The 21,823-nt window shown below is 41.6% G+C and carries 23 protein-coding genes, 1 pseudogene and 1 riboswitch; of the genes and pseudogenes, 17 read left to right on the top strand and 7 right to left on the bottom strand.

The window, feature by feature from the left end; translation table 11 throughout:
* The 3 genes and pseudogenes from C6Y01_RS19325 to C6Y01_RS17795 all read left to right on the top strand — a co-directional run.
* Positions 1-617 (top strand): annotated as a pseudogene (locus tag C6Y01_RS19325) (T7SS effector LXG polymorphic toxin); the annotation flags it as partial.
* A 14-nt stretch (positions 618-631) separates the two neighbouring features.
* Complete coding sequence (locus tag C6Y01_RS17800) at positions 632-1,141, top strand: hypothetical protein (RefSeq protein WP_095286240.1); 510 nt, start codon at positions 632-634, stop codon at positions 1,139-1,141.
* A 261-nt stretch (positions 1,142-1,402) separates the two neighbouring features.
* Positions 1,403-1,627 (top strand): hypothetical protein, encoded by a 225-nt coding sequence (locus tag C6Y01_RS17795; protein WP_034663989.1) that lies wholly within the window; start codon positions 1,403-1,405, stop codon positions 1,625-1,627.
* A gap of 40 nt (positions 1,628-1,667) precedes the next feature.
* Here the strand turns inward: C6Y01_RS17795 and C6Y01_RS17790 are convergent, their stop codons facing one another.
* The 4 genes from C6Y01_RS17790 to C6Y01_RS17775 form a co-directional block, all read right to left on the bottom strand.
* Positions 1,668-1,931, bottom strand: coding sequence for a hypothetical protein (locus C6Y01_RS17790; RefSeq protein ID WP_034663988.1), 264 nt, complete (start codon positions 1,929-1,931; stop codon positions 1,668-1,670).
* A 98-nt stretch (positions 1,932-2,029) separates the two neighbouring features.
* Positions 2,030-2,599 (bottom strand): GNAT family N-acetyltransferase, encoded by a 570-nt coding sequence (locus C6Y01_RS17785; RefSeq protein WP_095286238.1) that lies wholly within the window; start codon positions 2,597-2,599, stop codon positions 2,030-2,032.
* A 70-nt stretch (positions 2,600-2,669) separates the two neighbouring features.
* On the bottom strand, positions 2,670-3,947 hold the full coding sequence (locus C6Y01_RS17780) for an Nramp family divalent metal transporter (protein ID WP_034663985.1): 1,278 nt from the start codon (positions 3,945-3,947) through the stop codon (positions 2,670-2,672).
* Positions 3,948-4,169: 222 nt separating this feature from the next.
* A complete protein-coding gene (locus tag C6Y01_RS17775; protein WP_034663984.1) occupies positions 4,170-4,430 on the bottom strand; it encodes a GlsB/YeaQ/YmgE family stress response membrane protein in 261 nt (86 codons plus the stop codon).
* Between the two features lie 157 nt (positions 4,431-4,587).
* Here C6Y01_RS17775 and C6Y01_RS17770 point away from each other — a divergent pair, with 157 nt between their 5' ends.
* The gene (locus C6Y01_RS17770; RefSeq protein ID WP_095286236.1) at positions 4,588-5,418 is read left to right on the top strand and encodes an EcsC family protein; all 831 of its coding nucleotides are present in this window, start codon (positions 4,588-4,590) and stop codon (positions 5,416-5,418) included.
* 25 nt (positions 5,419-5,443) lie between these two features.
* On the opposite strand, the gene C6Y01_RS17765 is transcribed toward C6Y01_RS17770, so the two are convergent.
* Entirely contained in the window at positions 5,444-6,541 is a 1,098-nt protein-coding gene (locus C6Y01_RS17765) for a DctP family TRAP transporter solute-binding subunit (protein WP_034663982.1), read from the bottom strand.
* Between the two features lie 67 nt (positions 6,542-6,608).
* Here C6Y01_RS17765 and C6Y01_RS17760 point away from each other — a divergent pair, with 67 nt between their 5' ends.
* The 8 genes from C6Y01_RS17760 (at position 6,609) to C6Y01_RS17725 (ending at position 15,304) form a co-directional block, all read left to right on the top strand.
* Complete coding sequence (locus C6Y01_RS17760; protein WP_034664453.1) at positions 6,609-8,228, top strand: ATP-binding protein; 1,620 nt, start codon at positions 6,609-6,611, stop codon at positions 8,226-8,228.
* Positions 8,225-8,908: a response regulator gene (locus C6Y01_RS17755; protein ID WP_095286232.1), complete on the top strand. Its 684-nt coding sequence runs from the start codon at positions 8,225-8,227 to the stop codon at positions 8,906-8,908. The genes C6Y01_RS17760 and C6Y01_RS17755 overlap by 4 nt, the downstream gene beginning before the upstream one ends.
* Positions 8,909-9,032: 124 nt before the next feature.
* Entirely contained in the window at positions 9,033-10,301 is a 1,269-nt protein-coding gene (gene dctP, locus C6Y01_RS17750) for a C4-dicarboxylate transporter DctP (protein ID WP_034666695.1), read from the top strand.
* 211 nt (positions 10,302-10,512) lie between these two features.
* A complete protein-coding gene (locus tag C6Y01_RS17745; RefSeq protein WP_034663979.1) occupies positions 10,513-11,535 on the top strand; it encodes an AI-2E family transporter in 1,023 nt (340 codons plus the stop codon).
* A gap of 64 nt (positions 11,536-11,599) precedes the next feature.
* Positions 11,600-11,733: riboswitch (cyclic di-AMP (ydaO/yuaA leader) on the top strand.
* A gap of 78 nt (positions 11,734-11,811) precedes the next feature.
* Positions 11,812-13,053, top strand: coding sequence for a dicarboxylate/amino acid:cation symporter (locus C6Y01_RS17740; RefSeq protein ID WP_095286244.1), 1,242 nt, complete (start codon positions 11,812-11,814; stop codon positions 13,051-13,053).
* A 126-nt stretch (positions 13,054-13,179) separates the two neighbouring features.
* Entirely contained in the window at positions 13,180-14,106 is a 927-nt protein-coding gene (locus C6Y01_RS17735; RefSeq protein ID WP_106038586.1) for an ABC transporter ATP-binding protein, read from the top strand.
* Complete coding sequence (locus C6Y01_RS17730; RefSeq protein ID WP_034663976.1) at positions 14,084-14,851, top strand: ABC transporter permease; 768 nt, start codon at positions 14,084-14,086, stop codon at positions 14,849-14,851. Before C6Y01_RS17735 ends, C6Y01_RS17730 begins: the two co-directional genes overlap by 23 nt.
* Positions 14,852-14,968: 117 nt before the next feature.
* Complete coding sequence (locus C6Y01_RS17725) at positions 14,969-15,304, top strand: hypothetical protein (protein WP_034663975.1); 336 nt, start codon at positions 14,969-14,971, stop codon at positions 15,302-15,304.
* A gap of 103 nt (positions 15,305-15,407) precedes the next feature.
* Here the strand turns inward: C6Y01_RS17725 and fbpB are convergent, their stop codons facing one another.
* Positions 15,408-15,557, bottom strand: a complete 150-nt coding sequence (fbpB, locus tag C6Y01_RS17720; RefSeq protein WP_003214266.1) for a Fur-regulated basic protein FbpB — start codon at positions 15,555-15,557, stop codon at positions 15,408-15,410.
* 350 nt (positions 15,558-15,907) lie between these two features.
* Complete coding sequence (locus C6Y01_RS17715) at positions 15,908-16,228, bottom strand: thioredoxin family protein (protein ID WP_034663973.1); 321 nt, start codon at positions 16,226-16,228, stop codon at positions 15,908-15,910.
* A 184-nt stretch (positions 16,229-16,412) separates the two neighbouring features.
* On the opposite strand from C6Y01_RS17715, the gene C6Y01_RS17710 reads away from it, so the two are divergent.
* The 5 genes from C6Y01_RS17710 to cshA all read left to right on the top strand — a co-directional run bounded on the left by C6Y01_RS17710 (position 16,413) and on the right by cshA (position 21,782).
* Positions 16,413-17,495, top strand: a complete 1,083-nt coding sequence (locus C6Y01_RS17710; protein WP_034663971.1) for a D-alanine--D-alanine ligase — start codon at positions 16,413-16,415, stop codon at positions 17,493-17,495.
* Positions 17,496-17,576: 81 nt separating this feature from the next.
* Entirely contained in the window at positions 17,577-18,941 is a 1,365-nt protein-coding gene (locus C6Y01_RS17705; RefSeq protein ID WP_095286242.1) for a UDP-N-acetylmuramoyl-tripeptide--D-alanyl-D-alanine ligase, read from the top strand.
* A gap of 26 nt (positions 18,942-18,967) precedes the next feature.
* Positions 18,968-19,660 carry an alpha/beta hydrolase gene (locus tag C6Y01_RS17700; RefSeq protein ID WP_034663968.1) on the top strand — a complete coding sequence of 231 codons (693 nt, stop codon included), beginning with the start codon at positions 18,968-18,970 and terminating at the stop codon, positions 19,658-19,660.
* A 127-nt stretch (positions 19,661-19,787) separates the two neighbouring features.
* Positions 19,788-20,126 (top strand): avidin-fold protein, encoded by a 339-nt coding sequence (locus tag C6Y01_RS17695; RefSeq protein WP_034663966.1) that lies wholly within the window; start codon positions 19,788-19,790, stop codon positions 20,124-20,126.
* 165 nt (positions 20,127-20,291) lie between these two features.
* The gene (cshA, locus tag C6Y01_RS17690) at positions 20,292-21,782 is read left to right on the top strand and encodes a degradosome RNA helicase CshA (RefSeq protein WP_034663965.1); all 1,491 of its coding nucleotides are present in this window, start codon (positions 20,292-20,294) and stop codon (positions 21,780-21,782) included.
* The last annotated feature ends 41 nt before the right edge of the window (positions 21,783-21,823 follow it).

Here is a 21,823-nt window from a genome sequence, read left to right as displayed (position 1 = left end):
CTCAAGCCACATCAGCCGCAGTCAGGGCAGTCGACGTCTACAAGACGTCACAAAAGTCCTTTGACGCCTTAAAAACATCACAAAAAGGCTTATATGGCCTCACCGCCACCAACGGTTTCAGTGAAGCGATTACGGGGCGAGATATGTTTGGAAATAAGGTCTCGAAAGAACAGCAGGAAGCGAGCATGAACGCAGCGCTTGGAATGCTTTTGCCGTTTGGGGCGAAAGGGTTTCATGGGAAGATGGGGGTTAAAAGTACTGCTAAAAATGTAGATAATGGTACAGTGTGGAGGAATATAAAAGTTACTCAACCACTTTATGAAGGTACAAAAATCCCAAAATCTTTTGAATTAGCAACAGCAGATGGAAAGTTCTGGGTGCATCCAAATGGAACAAAACATATGGTTGAGTATATAACAAGAGATGCTACTACACATGGTATGCCGATAAATAGTCAAACTTTATTGTCGAGTTTCCAAAGCTCTGTTAACAATGCTGCTAAGCAAGGAATTAAATATGAAGAAATTATGAAGGTAGGTAATTGGGAATTAATATTTAGTAAACCCCGGGGAGACGGATTACTACCAGTAATAAAGCATGCTGTGTATATGCCTTAAAAGGAGAAATGATGATGTTAAAAGTAATAGATTATAAAGACAGCCAACCTATAAACATTGAATATGATCTTTATACACCGATTAATATAGAATTTGGTAGTTGGAATATATCAAAAGAGCCAACGATATATTGGAGAACTGGAGATTTAAAGAAATCTTTAATTGAAATAGGTTTAGGGAAATATACAGGTAATATTCGTTCAATTACACTAACGTTAAGTGAAAATGTACACAAAATGGAAAGTTTGAAATTAGATATGGGAGATATAAATATGGTTAAAGGTGTACCGAGTTTTCAGATAGAAGAATCTAATGATAATACCTATATAGACGAAAAAGGTAAATTAGACGTATATATAGGGAAGGATAGGGTATTAATTTCATTCTCAGAAAATGATGCAGTGTCTATTTTACAAAATGATACAGTAGGATTTGTTTTGGATAAAGAAGAAGTAGTTTGTGGTATTATCATAAGTGGTATGTTAGAACATGAAAAGAAAACATTAGAAGATGCATTGAATTAAAGTATTATGAAATACAAAAACCTTGATGGCTAAATGTCTTTAAAGGTTTTTTGTGTTTATCGGAGTTTAGAAAATGATTCGATAGTGATGAATATGGTGAAGGAACTTTGATTTATTAAAAGAATCTTTGGAATAAACGTCACATACAAAACTAATGGTTTATATTATTTCAAAAGGTCACATGAATTATCAGTTAAAAAAGCTTAAAATGAGAAGAAATCAAGTAGAAATCATTACAAATTGAAAAGGAGAATAAAAACCATGCTATGGATCCTCACACAAAACCAGCAAACTCTAATTCATGTCCAAGAAATCACAGTAAGCGGGAAAAAAATTGAAGGGATGATCTTGGGAAGTACTTCTTGGGCAAAGATGCTCGGCAAGTATGACTCAAATGATCGCGCAGCCGAGATTCTTCAAGACATGATGAAGACGATTGAAGAACATCCAAATGCCACGATTACATACCGAATGCCGCTTCAATAAAAAAGAAACCACCTTTTCATCGCGAAAAGGTGGTTTTTGTTTAGGATGGTGTTTTTCCAAAGGCTAAGAATAAAGGGATGCCTGTGCCGACAAGGGTTGTGGCAAATAGGAACATACCGCAAATAAATAGAAAATGGCTGGCTGAAAAGACGAGTGCCAGAATGAGAAAAACGATGCTGAGTCCTACCATGCTATAGGATGGGACAAAGCGGCGTTTGTAGGTGGCTTTTTTTGTTAGGAATGAGAAGAAAATACCAAATACCAAAGGGACAATCCATAAGTAAAATAAAATAATAAGAGACATACATCATACCTCGATTTTTCCTTCTATTTTATCAGATGCCGATCACAACGGATACTACAAAGCTTCACTTTGTAAAATAATTCATGCAATCGACACAATTAAGTGGGCTGATTCATCGAATACGTTTTTTGTTTCATATATTCAGGCTGTAAAAGGGCGTACACACAATGATCGGTAAAGCGATTGCCCAGCCATTCACATTGCCTTAATATTCCCTCAAGCGAAAAGGATAATCTCTCTGCAATGCGTCTGCTTTTCTGATTGTCGACAGCAGCCCTAATCTCAATACGGTGCAGTCCGCACTCTTCAAATAAATAGCGAATGACCGCTTTGCAGGCTTTTGTCATGGTGCCTTTTCCTTGATAGCCTTCTCCGAGCCAATAGCCGATTGAAACGGTCCTATTGATCCAATGAATTTGATGGGTGCCAATGATGCCGACGAGTTCTCCATGTGACCAGATGCCCGCTTGAAAACCGTTGTTCTGCATCGCTTGCTGCATGGCGCTTTGGATAAACGCCATACTGTCTTCCTCTGTCTGCGTTGAATCCACCCAAAGCATCCATTCACGTAAATACTCTCTCGACCGCTGAATGAGCAAATACAGACTTCTTGCGTCTCTTGGCTCAAGCAGCCGCATGGATATCTCTTGATCCTGATAAACAAACATGAACCCACATCCTCTCAGGGGAATTCTACCATAACCAAATGGAAAGAAAAAGACAGCTCAACACTGTCTTTTACATAAACGTATCTACAATTAAGAAAAGATTAAGTGCTACAACAAGAGCTGCTATCACCCAAGATATTCCTGTCACCCAGCGGGCATTCGTTAATTCGCCCATAATTCGCTTTTTACTTGTAAATAAAATGAGCGGAATTAAAGCAAAGGCAATACCAAAGGATAAGACGACCTGACTCATCACAAGCGCGGAGGTCGGGTTCACCCCAGATGCAATGATCGCAATAGGGGGAATGATGGTAATCAGCCGGCGGACATATAGCGGGATTCGGTATTGAATAAAGCCCTGCATAATGATATCGCCTGACAGTGTACCAACAGAAGAGCTGGATAGTCCGGCTACAAGCAGACCTACACCAAATAAGATGGCTGATACAGGCCCTGCGAGTGTACCAAAATGCTGAAACGCAACATCCAGATCTTCAACAAAGAGACCATTTTTATAAAATAAAGCGGCTGCCACAATCAACATGCTGGCATTGATGGCCCCGGCGACTATCATCGCAATGAGGATATCTAAAAACTCAAAGCGGAAAATCTGCTTTTTCTCCTTTTCCGTTCTGCCGACGACTCTTCTTTGGGTTAAAGCTGAATGTAAGTAGATTGCGTGAGGCATCACAGTGGCACCTAAAATTCCAGCTGCAAGCAGCACGCTGTCTGCGCCATCAAATTTTGGAATGAACAGTCCGCCAGCGACACTTGCGATATCTGGTTTGGCGACAAAGGTTTGCACAGCGAAAGCGATCACGACAACGAACAGCATGCCTGTAATACCTGCTTCTAATGCTCGATAGCCTCGTCTTTGCAGCTCTAATATCGCAAATGAACCGATAGCGGCGATAATAGATGCTTCAAGCAGAGGGATTCGAAAAAGCAAGTATAAACCAAGTGCCGCCCCGATAAACTCAGCTAAATCCGTGGCAATAATGACGAGCTCTCCCTGAATCCATAAACCGATTGAAACGGGTTTTGGAAACTCTTCACGTGCGATTTCAGGTAAGTTTTTACCTGTCGCGATTCCAAGCTTTGCGGATAAGGACTGGATGAGCAAAGCCATGAGATTTGATATGAGAATGACCCATAAAAGGAGATATCCGTATTTGGAGCCAGCCGCAATGTTGGTGGCGAAATTTCCTGGATCAATATATGCAATGGCTGCGATAAAAGCAGGGCCGAGAAAAGGAAGGAGCCTTCTAAATCCTTTGACCTTTCCTTCAAGTGCACGCTCAGCTGCCGCTGACATGTGTGCCTGTGCCTCGATGTATTTGTTTGTCATATGTCATCACCTAGATTCTACAAAGTTTTGCTTTGGCACAAAAAGTTTCCTTGATGCAATTTTTAATCATCATATGCCCATCTTCATGAAAAGTCAACTATCTGAACTAATAGGTTTGTTTATCATATGTAAGTGAAAAAAATAGATACCTTGTCAATCCATCACATAAAAAACACCGCCTCTTAGACGGTGTCCCTACTGCTTCCTCTGTTATTCGTTTTTTTAAGATACCCTTGATCCCACACTGCGGAAGATCAGGCTTAAGATAATGACAAAGATCGCTGCTCCTAAGATTGCTGGAAAGATCGCAAAGCCTGCCAGACTAGGACCCCACGTTCCAAGTAATCCATGACCAATCCAAGCACCTGCAAGCCCGGCAATCATTGAACCGATCCATCCTCCTGGTACACTGCCTCCAGCGAGTGCACTGCCAATAAGGCCGATGACAATCGCCACAACTAATGAAATCAGAAATCCTAACATGTTGATCACTCCTCTTTTTGTTTGTGTATTAAGCAATAACCGTTTTGAAAAAGTTTCAAACCTTTCGAAACCGCTTCAATGTTCTATACGTATGATGGACAAGGATTGTGTATAATAACAAACAAATACTTGAGCGGCATCTAAGGAGGCAAATGGCATGGAGGAAAAAGAGTGGCTAAAAGCACAATTAAAGGAGATTGAACAGTGGGAGAAAGACCAGCAAAAGGTATGGTTTTGGGAGAAACTCAGCCGCCTTCCATTTCAAATGCTGGACAAGCTGACGCCTGCCTTTATTCAGAAAAAAATCGGTGTGCTGCTTGATGAAATGGGGCATTACATTCAATCAGGCGGTGCCTATTTGACATCAGAAAAAGGCATCATCCATCAATTTCAAAAGAAATGTGCTGATGATTCCATTCAGCGCATAGAAGATATTGAAAAAGCTCCTATTGAAATCATGGATGCCATTAGTGAACATATGGGGAAAAACAGGACGAACCTCGCCACGGTACAAGGTGCGACAACTGGTGTCGGCGGTATGTTTACGCTGGCAGCAGATATTCCTGCGGTACTGGGTCTCTCCCTTAAAACATTACAGGATATTGCCGTCACCTATGGCTATGATCCTAAAAACAAGAAAGAGCGGGTCTTCATCATTAAATGCTTACAGCTGAACTCTGCTGATGTGGTTGGGAAGAAATCTATATTAAAAGAGCTGAGGAGCTATCAAGCTTCAGAAGGAAAGCACGAAAACATGATTTCCCAAATCCAAGGGTGGCGTGAAGTGGTGTATAATTACCGGGATTCGTTTGGCTGGAAGAAGCTGTTTCAGCTTGTTCCCATAGCAGGCATTTTGTTTGGCGCAGTTTCCAACCGCTCACAACTAAAAGGTATTGCCGAAACAGGCATGATGCAATACCGAAAGCGAAGAATTGTCACAAGATTAGAAGAGCTCACGCAGCAAGAACAGAGTGAATCTGGTGCATAAAAAATCCCTTTCTCAAAGGGATTTTTTATTTGGTCTCATCCTCATCTTGAAAAGCATGGATAGGAGAATGTTCATAACGCGCACGCAGCTCGCGAATCTGCTTGATTAGGGTGGAACCAATGGTTTTTTCGGCTTCCTCATACAAAGGATCGAGGGCTTTCACCCATTTTTGTCTTTCTGCTGGCGTCAATTCATGAATGGCAATCGGCGATTCTCGTTTAATGTCCTCCAGCTGATCTTTGTTCATCTGTTCTGCATGTTTTTCATTCCAAGCTGTTGTTTCTTCCATGGCTTCAAGTAAAATTCGTTTCGTTTCAGGTGTCTGGCGTTCAAAGAAGGATTGATCTGTTAAGACCACATAGCCCAAATACCCGTGATTACTGATCGTCATATAGTCTTGTATATGATAGAATTTTTTTGAATAAATATTTGAAATGGTATTTTCTTCACCGTCTACTTTTTTTGTCTCTAATAGCTGGAACGTTGAATTAAACGATTCCTGATAGGGCTTTGCGCCAAGAAGTTTGAATTGTTTTTCAATCATATCGCTTTGCATAATGCGGAGAGATTGGTTTTTTAAATCACCAGGCTGTTTGATTGGACCTTTATTAGAGGTGATTTGCTTAAAGCCATTTGTCCAATAGGCCATTCCCTTTAGCCCGTCTTTTTGCAGGGTGCCAAACAATCTTTGTCCAATTGCACCGTGTAGGCCTTCTTGAACCGCATCATAATTAGAAAAAGCAAAGGGAAGGTCAAGAGCCAGCCACTCAGGGGACAGCATGCCGAGCTTCGAGGTAGACGGGGCAATAAATTGAACTTGATTCTCTTTGAGTGCATTAATTTCTTCTATATCAGAATAAAGACTCCCGTTGGAGAAAATTTGAATGCTGATCTTCCCATCAGATTTTTCGTGCACAAGCTCAGCAAATTTCTTTGCGGCAAGTCCTTTTGGTGTATTATCTGCCACGACATGGCTAAATTTGAACACAAGCTGATCCTTCAGCCCTGTCTGTTCATCATCAAAGGTCGTCGCTGATTTTGGCATCATATGATAAAAACCAAAGTATAAAGCGGTTACAAAACCGATTATGAGCAATAGTGTATAGGCGAGTAAATTCTTCATGCGTCCGATCCCCCTTATGTCAAGCATACTTGACCGAGGAAGAATTCGTAAAGATACAGGTGAAAAAATGATGAGAAATCGATTGAAATTACAACAATTATCTATTAGATGGAAGCTCACCATCCTCACATATTTCGTTGTCATTTTCGCCCTTTTAATCGGAGGAATTGTCCTTGTTGGGGGAATCCAGCAAACAGAGGAACGAGAGCTTCGAAAAAGGCTCATGAACACGGCGAGAACAGTGGCTGAGATGAATGAGGTGAAGCAGGCGTTAGCTGATCAAACAAAGGAACGTAACCGATTACAGCATGCCATCGAAGAGATTCGGATTATTCAAGACGCTGACTACATTGTCGTCATGGATATGGATCATGTGAGATTAACGCATCCGGTAAAAACAAGGATTGGTCAGCGCTCGGAGGGCACAGATGAAGAGCCTGCTTTTGCAGAGCATATTTATTTCTCAGAAGCAGAGGGAGAGCTTGGGACAGCCATCAGAGCCTTTTATCCAGTGAAGGATGATCAATTTAATCAAACAGGGGTTGTCCTTGTAGGGAGAACGCTGCCAAGTATGATCGATATATTAGGAGAAATGAAGCGGGATATCCTCATGATCCTTCTGCTGACGCTCAGCTTTGGGCTTGTAGGCTCATTTTTGCTCGCCCGTCATATTAAACAGCAAATGTTTAAGCTGGAGCCGCATGAGATTGTCAGAATGCTAGAGGAGCGCACCGCAACCTTTCACTCTATTAATGAAGGGGTCATCGCCATTGACAATCAGCACATGATCACCATTTTTAATGAAAAGGCGAAGCAAATTTTTGGTGTGACAGGGGATGTCGTAGGCCGGAATATTTGGGATGTGCTGTCTGACACAAGACTCCCTGAGATCATTGATCGCGCTGAACCCGTTTACAATGAAGAAATTCATATGAGCGGAAAGCGGATTATGAGCAGCCGGATTCCGATTGTCATGAAAAAGAAAATTATCGGAGCGGTCGCCATTTTTCAGGACCGGACAGAAGCGGCAAAATTGGCAGAGGAGTTAACCGGAGTCAAGAACTTTGTTGACGGTCTGCGGGTGCAAAACCATGAGCATATGAACAAGCTTCATACGATTGCCGGGCTGATTCAGCTTGGTAAACCCGATCAGGCGCTCGATCTAGCCTTTCAAACGACGGAAGAACAGGAACATGTGATGGACTTTCTTCACCGCGTCATTCAGCATGATGCCGTTGCGGGATTATTGATGAGCAAAATCAGAAGGGGCAAGGAGCTAGGCATAAAGGTCGAAGTAGACGAACATAGCTGTCTGCGTGATTTCCCTGAGCGTTTAGATCAGCATGATATGACGAAGCTGCTTGGCAATCTGATCGAGAACGCCTTTGCCTCGTATGATACTGTAGAAAGAAACACAAAACGCATTTCTATTAGTATTGATCAAACCGAGGATGTCCTCGCGATGTTAATTGAAGACAATGGCTCCGGGATTGAAGAGGAAATGATTCCTTATATTTTCGATAAAGGTTTCACATACGGCAAAGAAGGCGGAACAGGCTATGGTCTGTATATTGTAAAAACGATTATCGATAAAGGAATGGGAAATGTAGAAGTCACATCAAGCATCGGCATTGGTACCACCTTCTCAATCGAATTCCCAATGACAATAGAGGAGAGAGACAGATGACTCAGATTAAGGTGATATTAATTGAAGATGACCCGATGGTGCAAGAAGTGAATAAAGAGTTCATTAAGAGTGTTCCTGGCTTTCAAGTTGCGGCAGTCGCAGGTAATGGGGAGCAGGGCATCCAGCTGATCAAAGAAATTCGTCCAGACCTTGTTGTCCTCGATGTATATATGCCAAAAAAAGATGGCGTGAAGACGCTTCAAGACATTAGAAAGCAAAAGATACAGGTGGATGTGATCGTTATTTCTGCGGCAAAGGACAAAGAGACCATTGGCATCATGCTTCAAAATGGTGCACGAGATTATATCATCAAGCCGTTTAAGTTCGAACGTATGAAAGAATCACTTGAAAACTATAAAGCGTTTAAATCTAAAATTCGCACAGCAGCAGAATTTTCTCAGGAGATGCTGGATGATATCATACGAAAGCCTGCTGTTAAGCAGGAGGATACTTGGCTCCCTAAGGGGCTGAATGTGCATACGATGAATGAAATTAAAGCCTATATGGGCTTGCAGGAAGGCCCGCAGTCTGCAGAGGAAGTTGCCAATGCACTCGGCATTGCCCGTGTCACGGCACGCCGGTATTTAGACTTCTTAGTGAAAGAAGGCGAGCTGAAATTAGATATGCAATATGGCGGGGTTGGCCGGCCTGTCAATAAATATATCGTACATTCTGACTAAGAGACCAAAAAGACCAAAATGTACGATATGTTCATAAGCTTCACAGCCTTTGATGAAACCGCTATCATTTATCTACAGATAATAGTTAAGCGTTTACATCAAAGGGTGAGGGAGTTGATTTTTTATGAAGAGGCTTTTGAAGAACCTGACATTTCAGGTGATTGCAGCTGTCATTATCGGAATCATTGTCGGGATGGTTTGGCCAAACGTCGGAAAAGAAATGAAGCCGCTTGGTGACACCTTTATCAATGCCGTTAAAATGGTCATCGCGCCAATCATTTTCTTAACCATTGTTCTTGGTATTGCCAAGATGGGGGATATGAAAAAGGTTGGAAAAGTTGGGGGAAAAGCATTTATTTATTTTGAAGTCGTCACGACGCTTGCTTTGGTCATCGGTCTTTTTGTGGTAAATATCATGAAGCCAGGTGCAGGTCTGGACTATAGCAAGCTTGAAAAAGGGGACGTTTCACAGTATACCCAAAATGGGGGACAGGGTATCGACTGGATGGAATTTGTCACACACATCGTGCCTTCTAACATGGTAGACGCCTTTGCGAAGGGTGATATTTTACAGGTCTTATTCTTCTCTATTTTATTCGGTGTTGCGCTTGCTGCACTTGGCGAGAAGGGGAAAGGAATCATTGAGTGGCTTGATAAGCTGTCACTTGTTTTCTTTAAAATCATTGGATATATCATGCGTGCTGCGCCGCTCGGTGCATTTGGGGCAATGGCTTATACGATCGGACACTTTGGTTTGGCATCGATTAAACCGCTCGCAAGTCTGATGCTCTCCGTTTATATGACCATGTTCCTGTTCATCTTCGTTGTGCTGAACATCATTTGTAAAATGTATGGCTTCAGCCTGTTCGGTTACCTGCGATTTATCAAGGATGAAATTTTAATTGTTCTTGGCACAAGCTCATCAGAATCCGTGCTGCCAAGAATGATGGATAAAATGGAACGCTACGGGTGCTCTAAGTCTGTGGTTGGTCTTGTCATCCCAACAGGGTATTCCTTTAACTTAGATGGAACCTCGATCTACTTATCGATGGCTGTGGTCTTCTTGGCACAAGTGTTTGGTGTAGACTTGTCCATCGGTCAGCAGATCACCATCATCCTTGTCCTAATGCTCACATCAAAGGGAGCGGCTGGGGTGACAGGAAGCGGATTTATCGTGCTGGCTTCTACACTCGCTGCACTACAGGTCATTCCGCTGGAGGGGCTTGCACTGCTGCTTGGGGTAGATCGATTCATGAGCGAAGGAAGGGCCATTACAAATCTTATTGGAAATGGAATTGCAACAATCGTTGTTGCGAAAAGTGAAGGTGAATTTGACGAAGCGAAGAGCAAAACAGCACTTCAAGAAATGCGCAATATGAAGCAGGCTGTATAGTATAAAAACAACCTAAAAACCGAAACCTTATGTTCTACATGGGGTTCGGTTTTTTCTTGTGCTGAAAAGAAAAAACATTAAAGCTTGATAAAATTAAAACGAATCGTAAGACCTTATTGACCTTTTATTATATAATTTACAGAAAGATCCGATATAATGTATATCAGATCCGATGAAAAATAGACTTTAGTCCTGGCAGGTGTGTAACGTAATGGCGGCATTTTTTAAATTGTTCGAAAAACCCGGTGTTAAGCGGTTTTCTGTATTTGTAGTATTAGCCACAGCCTTATATCTATTAAGAGGAATGATGAATTTAATTCTCTTGACCTTCATATTCACCTTTTTGATGAATCGGTTAGAAGAGGTCATTAGAGGTTTTTTAAGTCACTTCCTGAAAATAGGACAGAAATCGGTTATCACCATTTTGTATATTCTTTTGGCTGGTGGATTGACGTTTGGCGGATTCGTGTTTGTGCCAATTATCGCCAAACAGGTGGAGCAGCTATTTCATTTAGGAAAGAAAATTGCAGATCATCCACAAGATTTACCCTTCTTTGATGTCATCACCAACGTATTCGGAGATTTTAAAATATCAGCTTACTTTGAGAAAGGGTTTAATTTCCTCTATACATACTTAACAGATTTCAGCACGTTCAGTATCCAGGTCATTATGTCCTTAATATTAAGCATGTTCTTCCTGTTCGAAAAGGAACGCCTCATTCAATTCATGAACAAGTTCAAAACGAGTAAAATCTCTGTGTTCTATCATGAAATAGCCTTCTTTGGACGTAAATTTTCCAGAACGTTTGGAAAGGTACTCGAAGCACAGTTTATTATTGCAACCGTTAACTGTGTCTTAACAACCATTGCGCTAGGCATTATGGGATTCCCGCAATTATTTGGATTAGCGGTCATGGTCTTTTTGCTAGGCTTAATCCCAGTAGCGGGTGTGGTCATCTCACTTATTCCACTCAGCATCATTGCGTATACCCTTGGAGGCGGCATGTATGTCCTTTATATTGTGCTGGTGATCGTCATCATCCATGCTATTGAAGCCTACTTCTTAAACCCGAAACTCATGTCAGCAAAAACAGAACTCCCTATTTTCTTCACATTTATTGTGCTGATCTTCTCTGAACACTACATCGGGATTTGGGGACTCATTATTGGTATACCAATCTTTGTGTTTATCCTAGATATTTTGGAGGTCACCAACAAGGAGGAAAGTAGTTAAAAAGTTCATTTGAACCTGTTTACAATTTTCTAAAAATAAGGTATAAATAGTATGAAAATATCATAATAACCACACGCTTAATCCTTCTAAAGGAATGGGGGACCCACTATTTTGGGGTGAATTTTTCTCTGTTGAGAAAAAAGGACATCTCTTCGTCCTAACCCGTCAGCTAACCTCATCGGCGTGAAGAGAGTAAACAGTGGTACGTGTATGGAAACAAAGACCCACGAGAAAACTCTCTTGTGGGTCTTTTTTGATGAGGAAGGGGAGATTTTATTGAAGCTAGCGACGAAAATTATTATTGCCTTGTTTGTAGGTGCAATCACAGGACTACTGCTCAACATTTTTGCTCCGAATGTATTCAAAGTGTTAGACCCTTATCTATTTACGCCTCTAGGTCAAATCTTCTTAAACTTGATTAAAATGTTAGTAGTGCCGATCGTATTCTTTTCCATCACACTAGGTGTAGCAGGTCTAGGTGATCCGAAAAAGCTTGGCAGAATCGGCGCAAAAACCATTACTTATTTTCTACTTACTACTACTTTTGCCATCATCATTGGCATTTCATTGGCCTTATTGATCAAGCCGGGAGCATTCGGTAATTTTGATACGAAAGCGGCTGATTATTCCGCAGAGGAAGCCCCATCAATGGCAGAAACACTACTCAACATCATTCCAACCAATCCAGTCCAATCTTTAGTTGAAGGGAACATGCTTCAAATCATCGTCTTTTGTGTGTTTTTAGGCCTTGGCATTGCCATGCTTGGGAAGAAGACGGAAGGTTTGCTAAAGCTGTTTGAACAAGGAAATGAATTAATGATGTTTCTTGTCGGCATAGTGATGAAGTTCGCACCGTACGGAACATTCGGTTTGATCGCAACCGCAATTGGCAGCCAGGGATTTGATGCGATGAAAGCGATGGGCCTCTATTTCTCGGTCGTATTAGTTGCGCTCGTGCTGCATTTCTTCCTGACTTATGGGTCAACTGTCGCCATTTTAGCGAAGCGAAATCCGATGGCGTTTTTCAAAGGATTTTCTCCAGCAATGGTTGTCGCATTTAGTACATCAAGCAGTAACGCAGTCCTGCCAGTCTCAATGGAAACAGCCCAGAAACGTTTGAAGGTGCCAGAGCCGATTTCAAGCTTTGTACAGCCGCTTGGTGCAACCATTAATATGGACGGCACAGCGATTATGCAAGGGGTCGCGACCATTTTTATCGCACAAGTATATGGAGTTGAACTGACGCTTGTCCAAATGCTGACGGTTGTCTTAACGGCTGTCTTAGCAAGTATCGGCACAGCGGGTGTGCCAGGAGTTGGGCTCATCATGCTCGCTATGGTACTGAACTCTGTGAATCTGCCTGTTGAAGGCATTGCGCTCATCCTTGGCATAGACCGCTTATTAGATATGGCAAGAACCGTTGTCAATATTACAGGTGACGCCGCATGTGCGGTGATTGTGACAGAAACGGAGAAAAAACACGAGAAAGACGCAGCATCACCGAACCTATCCATGTAATGTAAAAGAAGGGCTGACTCGATCAGCCCTTTTTTTCATGGGCCTCTTGTCATGCGTGATATACTTTTAACAGAATGAGCGGTCTTATTTGCCGCCATAGGCTTTACATCAGAAGGAGGAACCACGTTGCAGTCTGCTGTTCTAAAAGTAGAGAAAGTCGATAAACGAATTGGTCGGAAATTGATCTTACAAGATATATCTATAGAAATAGGGAGAGGAGAAATCGTCGGCTTACTAGGACCAAATGGGTCTGGAAAAACAACCTTGATTCGCTTGATCGTTGGTTTGATGAAAAAAAACAATGGCCGAATCATGATCAATGGATATTCACAGGATGAGGATTTTCTACACGCAATGTCATCTGTTGGTGCGATCATAGAAAATCCCGAATTTTATTCTTATTTAACAGGTTTTGAAAACCTTGAACTATATGCGGCGATGCACGATGGAGTGACGGAAGAACGCATGCAGGAAGTGGTGAAAAGAGTTCGTCTGGAGCACGCCATTCATCAGAAGGTGAAGACGTATTCACTGGGGATGAAACAAAGGCTTGGGATTGCACAAGCCATATTACATCAGCCGAACCTGCTGATTTTAGACGAACCGACAAATGGACTTGATCCTGCAGGTATGAAGGAATTCAGGGAGCACTTGCAAATGCTCGTACGAGAAGAAGGAACGTCCGTGTTATTTGCCACACATTTATTGCATGAGGTAGAAGAGCTATGTGACCGCATGATCATCATTCAAAAAGGACAGATCAAAGCCAGTGCGAAGCTCCGGGACATGGAGGGGAAAGAACAGATACTCATGAATATTCAGCCAGTGGAAAAGGCGGTTTCGTGGCTCGACACGCAGGCCTATACATATGAACGAAATGGAGCGCGTGTATTACTTCAATTGAACAAAGAACAAGTGCCTGAGCTGAACAAACAGCTTGTTCTGGCTGGGTTTGATGTACTTGAAATGACGCCTCAAAAGCCATCAATTGAAGAGGCATTTATGAAATGGACGGAAGGCGGGACGGCAGATGCTTCAACTCATCAAGAATGAGCATAAGAAAATTATGAGGAAAAAGATCACATTCATTGCACTTGGATTGATCGTTGTTTTTCAATTGGCGATGGCTCTAGCGTTGAAACGAGTCATTTCCAGCTTTGGTGGACAAGACACTGTCGCCAACTATTTTGCTTATTCCACGAATGTCGTATTTATTTTACAGGTGCTCGCAGTTGTCATTGGCGCGACCTTGATCTCAACAGAATTTCAAAAAAGAACAATCAAGTTTTTATTGATACGGCCCAAAACTAGGCTGCAAATTTTCCTGTCAAAATACATCACCCTTGTGCTGACGGTCATATATTTGTTTGTTTTTTATTATGTATTAGCTTTCTTATTTGGCCTTATTTTCTTTGGTACTGAATTTGATGAAAGTACGGGACGATTATTTCAGCATACGTTTGCTGTTATCGGATCTCAGTGGGTGGAAGTGATGATGATGGCAAGCTTCGCTTTTATGTGTTCCAGCTTGTTTAGGAACAGCCTCGTTGCGCTTGTGACCTCGTTTTTTGTTTTATATGCGGCGAAATCACTTGTGCCTATTATGTCTCTTTTAGAAAATCAGTGGGGGAAAATCCTGCTTTTTGCTAATACGGACTTTACTCAGTACAGCTTTCAAGGACCGCCGCCCTTCCATGGCATGAGCCCTTTGTTTTCTCTATTTATGGTGGGGGCGCATTTTGTTTTCTTTGTTGGTACGGCTTGGATTCTTTTTTGGAAACGTGATGTAAATGTGTAAAAATTGTGTCAAATAACAAGAAAAATTCGTGACATCTTTGTGAAAACGAGTCTGTATTTCACGATAACCGGCTGATTTTGTCTTATAATAAGGTGGAGTCTTGGAGGTGGCACTATCGTGAAAAATTTCATTACGGCTTTACCAATTTTGTTGCTGCTGTCTTTTTCGTTTGTGTCTTTTGCCATCCAGTTTGATCATCTTGTTTATTTCAGACTAGCGCTGGGAATCTTTTCGTTAGCGGGTCTTTTCTTTCTGTATACACTTAAAAGAAACATGAAATGGTTCATGGTTTATTTATATGCGAGCTGGATCATTCTTGCTGCTGTCACAACATTTGAGGAGCCTGTCTTTTCTCAGTTCTTCTTCGGTGGTTTAACAATGACAATGGGTTATCTCACATATATGCTCATTTATTTAGGAATGAAGCAGGACCGTGTAGCGAAATCACATTAAAACAAAAGTCGATAAAATCACATCATAGATTTTATCGGCTTTTTTCTTTCTGTTGAAAAAGACAAAAGAGACGAGCAGCCAGCTGTGACTGCTCGTCTTATGTTTATGATTCACGTCCAGCAGCTGCAAGCTGCTTCTGATGCTTTTTGTCGATTGTTTCGTATATACTTTCCATCATTTTAGGGTCGCGCATGATGGCCTTCTTGTTCTCTTCAATCAATTGCTGATATGTTTTGATTTTCTTCTTAGACATGTGACTCATCGCTCCTTTATATAAGTATAGACGTCTATAGGATTTCACATAGATGAAATTGATAATCATTATCAATTAGCAACTCTATTATACAAAGCGAAATGTCAGAAGTAAAGAATCTATTCAGAAAATTCACGTAACCGACAAATTCGAAGCCTAGTCGACGCTCATTCTTTCCCAGGAAATAATTCCTGTCATTTCTTGTCGTAAGTGAAACATCTATATAAAACATTCTTTCGCTCATTGAAACGTTTTGGATGTGCAACTCGTCTTATGGAGAGATTTGATGTAAGAGATGGGGAAGAAAAAAGACACCAGCAAGCGTTTGCTGATGTCCTTCGTTTAACCAATTAAGAAACGTGCCCTTGAAGAAACTCTGTCACTTCTTCAGGTGATTTTGCGTTTGCGCTGTGTAAATGACCTGTTTTTTCGCCATTTTTGAAAATTAACAGGCTTGGAATACCCATGACCTGATACGTTTCTGCTAATTCAGGGAAATCATCTTTGTTTATTTCAAACCATTCATGGTGAGCATAAGCCTCTAAGATGTCTGGAATGAACATGTCCATTCTTGTACAGTCAGGACACCATGTTGCAAAGAATTTAACGATGACTTCTTTGTCAGATTGAATGATTTCATTGAATTGTTCAGTACTTGTGATTTTTTTCAATTTGTCACAACTCCTTTTCAATGTCATTTTAATATAAAATAATGGCGAATGACATACAAATGCTCGGGAGGCGCTTACAACCTTTACAAATCATTTCAATTCCGTAACAACAAAAATTAATTAGAGCATTTTTGCTTGAAAGTGATAAGATAGTAAAGATGAATTTTAGTGGGGGGAGTATCCATTGAAAATAAGTTTAGGATTGATTTACGGCGGAAAGTCAGCCGAACATAATGTATCACTGCAAACAGCCCTTGCAGTTACAAAAGCACTTAACACTGAGAAGTTCGATATACATCCAATTTATATTACAGAAGAGGGCGAATGGCTAAGAGGAGAAAAACTCACTGAACCAGTTTCAAACGTCAAAATGCTTCAATTTGAACAGAACGCAAAGACGTTTTTACCAACTTCTTTAAATGAAAGCATGTTCCCGCAGCCTGCATCTGCTGATGAGAAGATTGATGTTGTCTTCCCATTGCTGCACGGGCCAAATGGTGAAGATGGAACGATGCAAGGATTACTTGAACTGCTAAATATCCCGTATGTCGGCAACGGTGTTCTTGCTTCTGCAGCGGGTATGGATAAAGTCATGATGAAAGATGTTTTTGCTCAAGCAGGACTTGCACAAGCAAAGCACCTTTCCTTCAATAAAAAAGACTATGAAAAGGCCACACCAGACAGCTTAGAACAGGTGGAACAAATACTTGGCTATCCATGCTTTGTGAAACCTGCCAACATGGGGTCAAGTGTTGGAATTAGCAAATGCCGCAGCAAAGAAGAGCTGCAAACCGCATTCGGCTTGGCTTTCCAATATGATCGTCGTGTGGTCGTCGAAGAAGGCGTCGTTGGAAGAGAAATCGAAATTGGTGTATTAGGAAATGACGAGCCGAAATGCTCTGTCGTTGGTGAAATTGCACCTAAAACAGATTTTTATGACTACAAAGCAAAATATGAAGATGGCGATACAGATTTGATCATTCCTGCAAGTGTGTCAGAGGATGAATACAAGACGATTCATGATATGGCGATTAAGGCATTTAAAGCCCTCGATGGATCTGGTCTTGTACGTGCAGACTTCTTCCTCACAGAAGAAGGTGAAGTGCTGATCAATGAAGTGAATACAATGCCTGGATTCACACCATTTAGTATGTTCCCGCTGCTTTGGAAACACACTGGTGTAGAGTATCCAGAGCTGATTGAAAAGCTAGTGTCACTTGCAATTGAACGCCATCAAGAAAAACAAACCATTAAAACGACTTTTTAATGTGAGCAACAAGCAGACACTATCCTTAGGTAGTGTCTCTTTTCCTTCAAACGTGAAATGAGAAAGAGAGGCGAAAAAATCATGATCAAACGTACAGTGAAACAAATCGCCCAAATGGCTGGTGGGACACTATCTAATCAAGCTTTTGGCGAAGAGCAAATTCACGGAGTGACAACAGATACACGAAAAGTATCAAAAGGTGCATTGTTTATCCCCCTAATTGGAGAACATTTTAACGGTCACACATTTGCTTCTAAAGCAGTGGAGCTTGGAGCCGCAGCTGTTCTTTGGAATCAAAAAGAAGCCAATCCACCGTTCGGTGTACCTGTCATTCTTGTAGAGGATACACTGGCAGCACTTCAACGGCTGGCAAAATCATACTTGAAAGAAGAAAAACCTCGTGTTGTCGGTATTACAGGAAGTAATGGGAAAACCACAACGAAAGACATGATTCATTCCGTCTTACAAACGGCTTATCAAGTTCATAAAACAGATGGTAACTTTAATAATCATATCGGTCTACCTCTCACCATTCTTGCAATGCCGGAAGGAACAGATATTGCTGTGTTGGAGATGGGGATGAGTGCAAAAGGTGAGATCGAGTTTTTGTCAAAACTCGCTGAGCCTGATGCAGCAGTCATCACCAATATTGGAGAATCTCATATGCAAGATTTGGGATCAAGAGAAGCCATTGCTGATGCAAAATGTGAAATCACAAAAGGATTAAAAGAGGATGGCATCTTTTATTACTTAGGAGATGAACCCTTGCTGCGCGAGAGAGCGACTGCACTTTCGCAGCGTGTGAAAACCTTTGGGGAAGCAGAGGACTGTGATATCAAGGTAACGCATATCAACCAGCTTGCAGAAGGAACTGAATTTCAAGTCGAAGGGTATGCTCAGGGGTTTCTCATTCCTGTATTAGGGAAACATAATGTGAAGAATGCCCTTGCTGCAATTGCCATAGGCCAGCACTTTGGACTGAATGAAAGACAAATCGCCCAAGGACTCATGCAAACAAAGTTGACAGGGATGCGTCTTGAGCTGTTTAAAACAGAGAAAGGAATCACTGTTATCAATGATGCGTATAATGCAAGTCCTACTTCCATGAAAGCTGCAATTGATCTTGTAGGAGATATGGACGGCTTCGCTAATCGCATTCTTGTCCTTGGAGACATGCTCGAGATGGGCAGCGAAGAAGAAACGTATCATTATGAACTAGGCCGCTACATCAAGCCTGAATTTATTGATCATGTGATGACGTATGGCCGCCTAGGTGCATTCATCGCTGAAGGAGCAAAGAAATCATTCGGTGACGCGCGCGTGTTCTCATTTATGGACAAAGAGGAACTGAAGAAAAAACTTGCTGACGTAGCAGGTCCTGACGATGTTGTTCTAGTCAAAGCCTCACGCGGCATGAGATTAGAAGAAGTCATTACTGCACTATAAAGAGTGAGCGCAAAGAAGGTGACAGAATGATTGGCTGTCTATGTATACATGGATTCACTGGCGCCCCCTATGAAGTGGAACCGCTGGCGCAATATTTAAAGCAGAAGACAGATTGGAACGTTCAGTCAGTCACGCTTCCGGGGCATGGGGATGAGCTTCAGCTCAAAGGCATTTTCTATCAAGAATGGATTGCAACAGCTGAATTAGAACTGCTATCTCTTTACCGAACATGCGACACCATTTTTTTGATCGGCTTTTCCATGGGAGGAATGATCGCTTCTTATCTTGCAGCGAAGTATCCGGTTGCTCGTCTCGTTCTTTTAAGTGCTGCGGCTAAATATGTGAATCCAAAACAAATGATTCAAGACACAAGGCAGATGCTGAAGGAATCATTGTCTGGGCTGATTGATACGAATCCTTTGTATGATAGATACCGTCATAAGCTAACGAGCACACCGCTGTCAGCCGCTGTAGAATTTATGAAGCTGGTGAAGCAAACGAAGAGCTCCCTTGAGAAGCTTCACCTCCCTGTGTTAATTGTTCAAGGTGAAAGTGATGGGATTGTGCCCGCTTCAAGTGCAGAATTTATTGATCATAAAATCCCGTCTCGTCAGAAAGAAATGTTTTATTTACCTGATTGTAAACACCATGTTTGTCACGAGCCATGTGCACAGCAATTGTTTGAAAAAGTAGAGCAATTTCTAAAAAAAACAATTTAATCTATAGAAAAGCGAAAATGTGGCTAAACTAATATAAATTGAATCCCACTTGTTAAAAATTGCATCATTTTTGTCGAATGAGTGACAAGCCTATGGTACAATAGGAAAGAAAAGGTGGTTGATTCGGTTGTTTCATTATGACGGAAAAACCTTTGTCCCGCAGTCTAATTCGAGTAACGGAGAAGTATCGGCAGGAACCATATTTCAATATCGTCAGGACGGGAATATATTAACGGGCACATATCAAGGCGGCAGTATTGTATCTGGTGTACTTGTAGGAACTGTGAATGAGGATGGAACACTTCATTTTAGGTACCACCATGTCAGCAAAGACGGCAGCATGAGAAGCGGGTCTTGCAATTCTACACCTAAGCAGTTGGATAACGGAAAAATTCAACTGTTCGAAAAGTGGAAATGGATGGATGGAGATCAAAGTGATGGTGAATCTGTCATTGTGGAACAGTAGATATATCCATTTCTGTCTTGTTGAAAAACAAATAGTGTAATGGTAAGATATAAGGTAGGGTAATTCGGGCTTTGTATATAATGGACCTGTCCTTTCGGAAAAGGGCAGTTTTTAATGATCATTCACGAGATTACTGAAACAGCAATTAGAAGGAGTTTGAATAATTTGACTATAACGTTTCAAGATTTTCAATTAAGCGAAAGTCTCATGAAAGCTATTAACCGCATGGGATTTGAAGAAGCAACACCGATTCAAGCGGAAACAATTCCTCTCGGTCTTCAGAATAAAGATGTCATTGGACAAGCACAAACAGGAACAGGAAAAACTGCAGCATTTGGTATTCCTCTTGTAGAAAAAATCGACCCAGCGTCTCCAAATATCCAAGCGATTATCATTGCGCCAACAAGAGAACTAGCGATTCAAGTATCTGAAGAGCTATACAAAATTGGCCAAGACAAGCGTGCGCGCGTACTTCCGATTTACGGTGGACAAGATATCGGCCGCCAAATCCGTTCGCTCAAGAAAAATCCTCATATCATCGTAGGGACTCCAGGACGTTTACTCGATCACATTAACCGTCGTACAATGCGTCTTCAAAATGTTGAAACTGTTGTGCTAGATGAAGCAGACGAAATGCTAAACATGGGTTTCATCGAAGACATTGAAGCGATCCTTTCAAATGTACCAAGTGAACACCAAACACTTTTATTCTCTGCGACAATGCCTGCACCAATTAAGCGCATTGCAGAACGTTTCATGACAAACCCAGAACATGTAAAAGTAAAAGCGAAAGAAATGACAGTCTCTAACATCCAACAGTTCTACTTGGATATCCACGAGCGTAAGAAGTTTGATACATTGACTCGTCTTCTTGACATTCAATCACCTGAGCTTTCAATTGTCTTCGGCCGTACGAAGCGCCGTGTTGACGAATTGACAGAAGCACTTAACCTTAGAGGTTATACAGCTGAAGGAATTCATGGTGACCTGACACAAGCGAAACGTATGGTTGCGCTTCGTAAATTCAAAGAAGGTTCAATCGATGTGCTTGTAGCAACAGACGTTGCAGCACGTGGACTTGATATCTCAGGCGTAACACACGTGTATAACTTTGACGTGCCACAAGATCCAGAGAGCTACGTACACCGTATTGGACGTACAGGACGTGCTGGACGTACAGGTATGGCGGTGACATTTATCACACCGCGTGAAAAAGATATGCTTCGTGCGATTGAGCAAACGACTAAACGTAAAATGGAACGTATGAAAGAACCAACTCTAGATGAAGCAATTGAAGGTCAACAGCAAGTAACCATTGATCGTCTGCGCACAATCATCAGTGAAAACAACTTAAACTTCTACATGACAGCTGCTGCTGAATTGCTAGAAGATAATGATTCTGTCACAGTGGTTGCGGCTGCCATCAAAATGATGACAAAAGAGCCAGATGCAACGCCTGTTCGTTTGACAGATGAAGCACCAATGATTTCAAAACGCAATCGCAACAACCGCAGCTCTTCTAAACGTAGAGACGGCGGCGGAGGAGGCGGCTATCGCGGGAAAAGCCGTTCATCGTACGGTGATAAAAAGCGTTCATCAAATGACCGCAATCGTTCTTCTAACGATCGTCGTCAAAAGAAATCTTATAACAACTAACATACAAGAGCGAATCCTTTGCAGGGTTCGCTTTTTTTAAC

The sequence above is a fragment of the Bacillus sp. NMCC46 genome (assembly GCF_002998465.1).
In the GTDB taxonomy this organism is placed as follows: Bacteria; Bacillota; Bacilli; order Bacillales; family Bacillaceae; genus Bacillus.
This window is presented reverse-complemented; position numbering and strand designations above follow the sequence as displayed.

Coding starts and splice junctions, on each gene's coding strand:
- C6Y01_RS17790 (WP_034663988.1), bottom strand. CDS start 1,931: ATGTCTCTTATTATTTTATTTTACTTATGGATTGTCCCTTTGGTATTT.
- C6Y01_RS17765 (WP_034663982.1), bottom strand. CDS start 6,541: ATGAAGAATTTACTCGCCTATACACTATTGCTCATAATCGGTTTTGTA.
- C6Y01_RS17795 (WP_034663989.1), top strand. CDS start 1,403: ATGCTATGGATCCTCACACAAAACCAGCAAACTCTAATTCATGTCCAA.
- C6Y01_RS17705 (WP_095286242.1), top strand. CDS start 17,577: ATGATCAAACGTACAGTGAAACAAATCGCCCAAATGGCTGGTGGGACA.
- C6Y01_RS17760 (WP_034664453.1), top strand. CDS start 6,609: ATGATGAGAAATCGATTGAAATTACAACAATTATCTATTAGATGGAAG.
- dctP (WP_034666695.1), top strand. CDS start 9,033: ATGAAGAGGCTTTTGAAGAACCTGACATTTCAGGTGATTGCAGCTGTC.
- fbpB (WP_003214266.1), bottom strand. CDS start 15,557: ATGTCTAAGAAGAAAATCAAAACATATCAGCAATTGATTGAAGAGAAC.
- C6Y01_RS17730 (WP_034663976.1), top strand. CDS start 14,084: ATGCTTCAACTCATCAAGAATGAGCATAAGAAAATTATGAGGAAAAAG.
- C6Y01_RS17755 (WP_095286232.1), top strand. CDS start 8,225: ATGACTCAGATTAAGGTGATATTAATTGAAGATGACCCGATGGTGCAA.
- C6Y01_RS17800 (WP_095286240.1), top strand. CDS start 632: ATGTTAAAAGTAATAGATTATAAAGACAGCCAACCTATAAACATTGAA.
- C6Y01_RS17745 (WP_034663979.1), top strand. CDS start 10,513: ATGGCGGCATTTTTTAAATTGTTCGAAAAACCCGGTGTTAAGCGGTTT.
- C6Y01_RS17770 (WP_095286236.1), top strand. CDS start 4,588: ATGGAGGAAAAAGAGTGGCTAAAAGCACAATTAAAGGAGATTGAACAG.
- C6Y01_RS17780 (WP_034663985.1), bottom strand. CDS start 3,947: ATGACAAACAAATACATCGAGGCACAGGCACACATGTCAGCGGCAGCT.
- C6Y01_RS17700 (WP_034663968.1), top strand. CDS start 18,968: ATGATTGGCTGTCTATGTATACATGGATTCACTGGCGCCCCCTATGAA.
- C6Y01_RS17785 (WP_095286238.1), bottom strand. CDS start 2,599: ATGTTTGTTTATCAGGATCAAGAGATATCCATGCGGCTGCTTGAGCCA.
- C6Y01_RS17775 (WP_034663984.1), bottom strand. CDS start 4,430: ATGTTAGGATTTCTGATTTCATTAGTTGTGGCGATTGTCATCGGCCTT.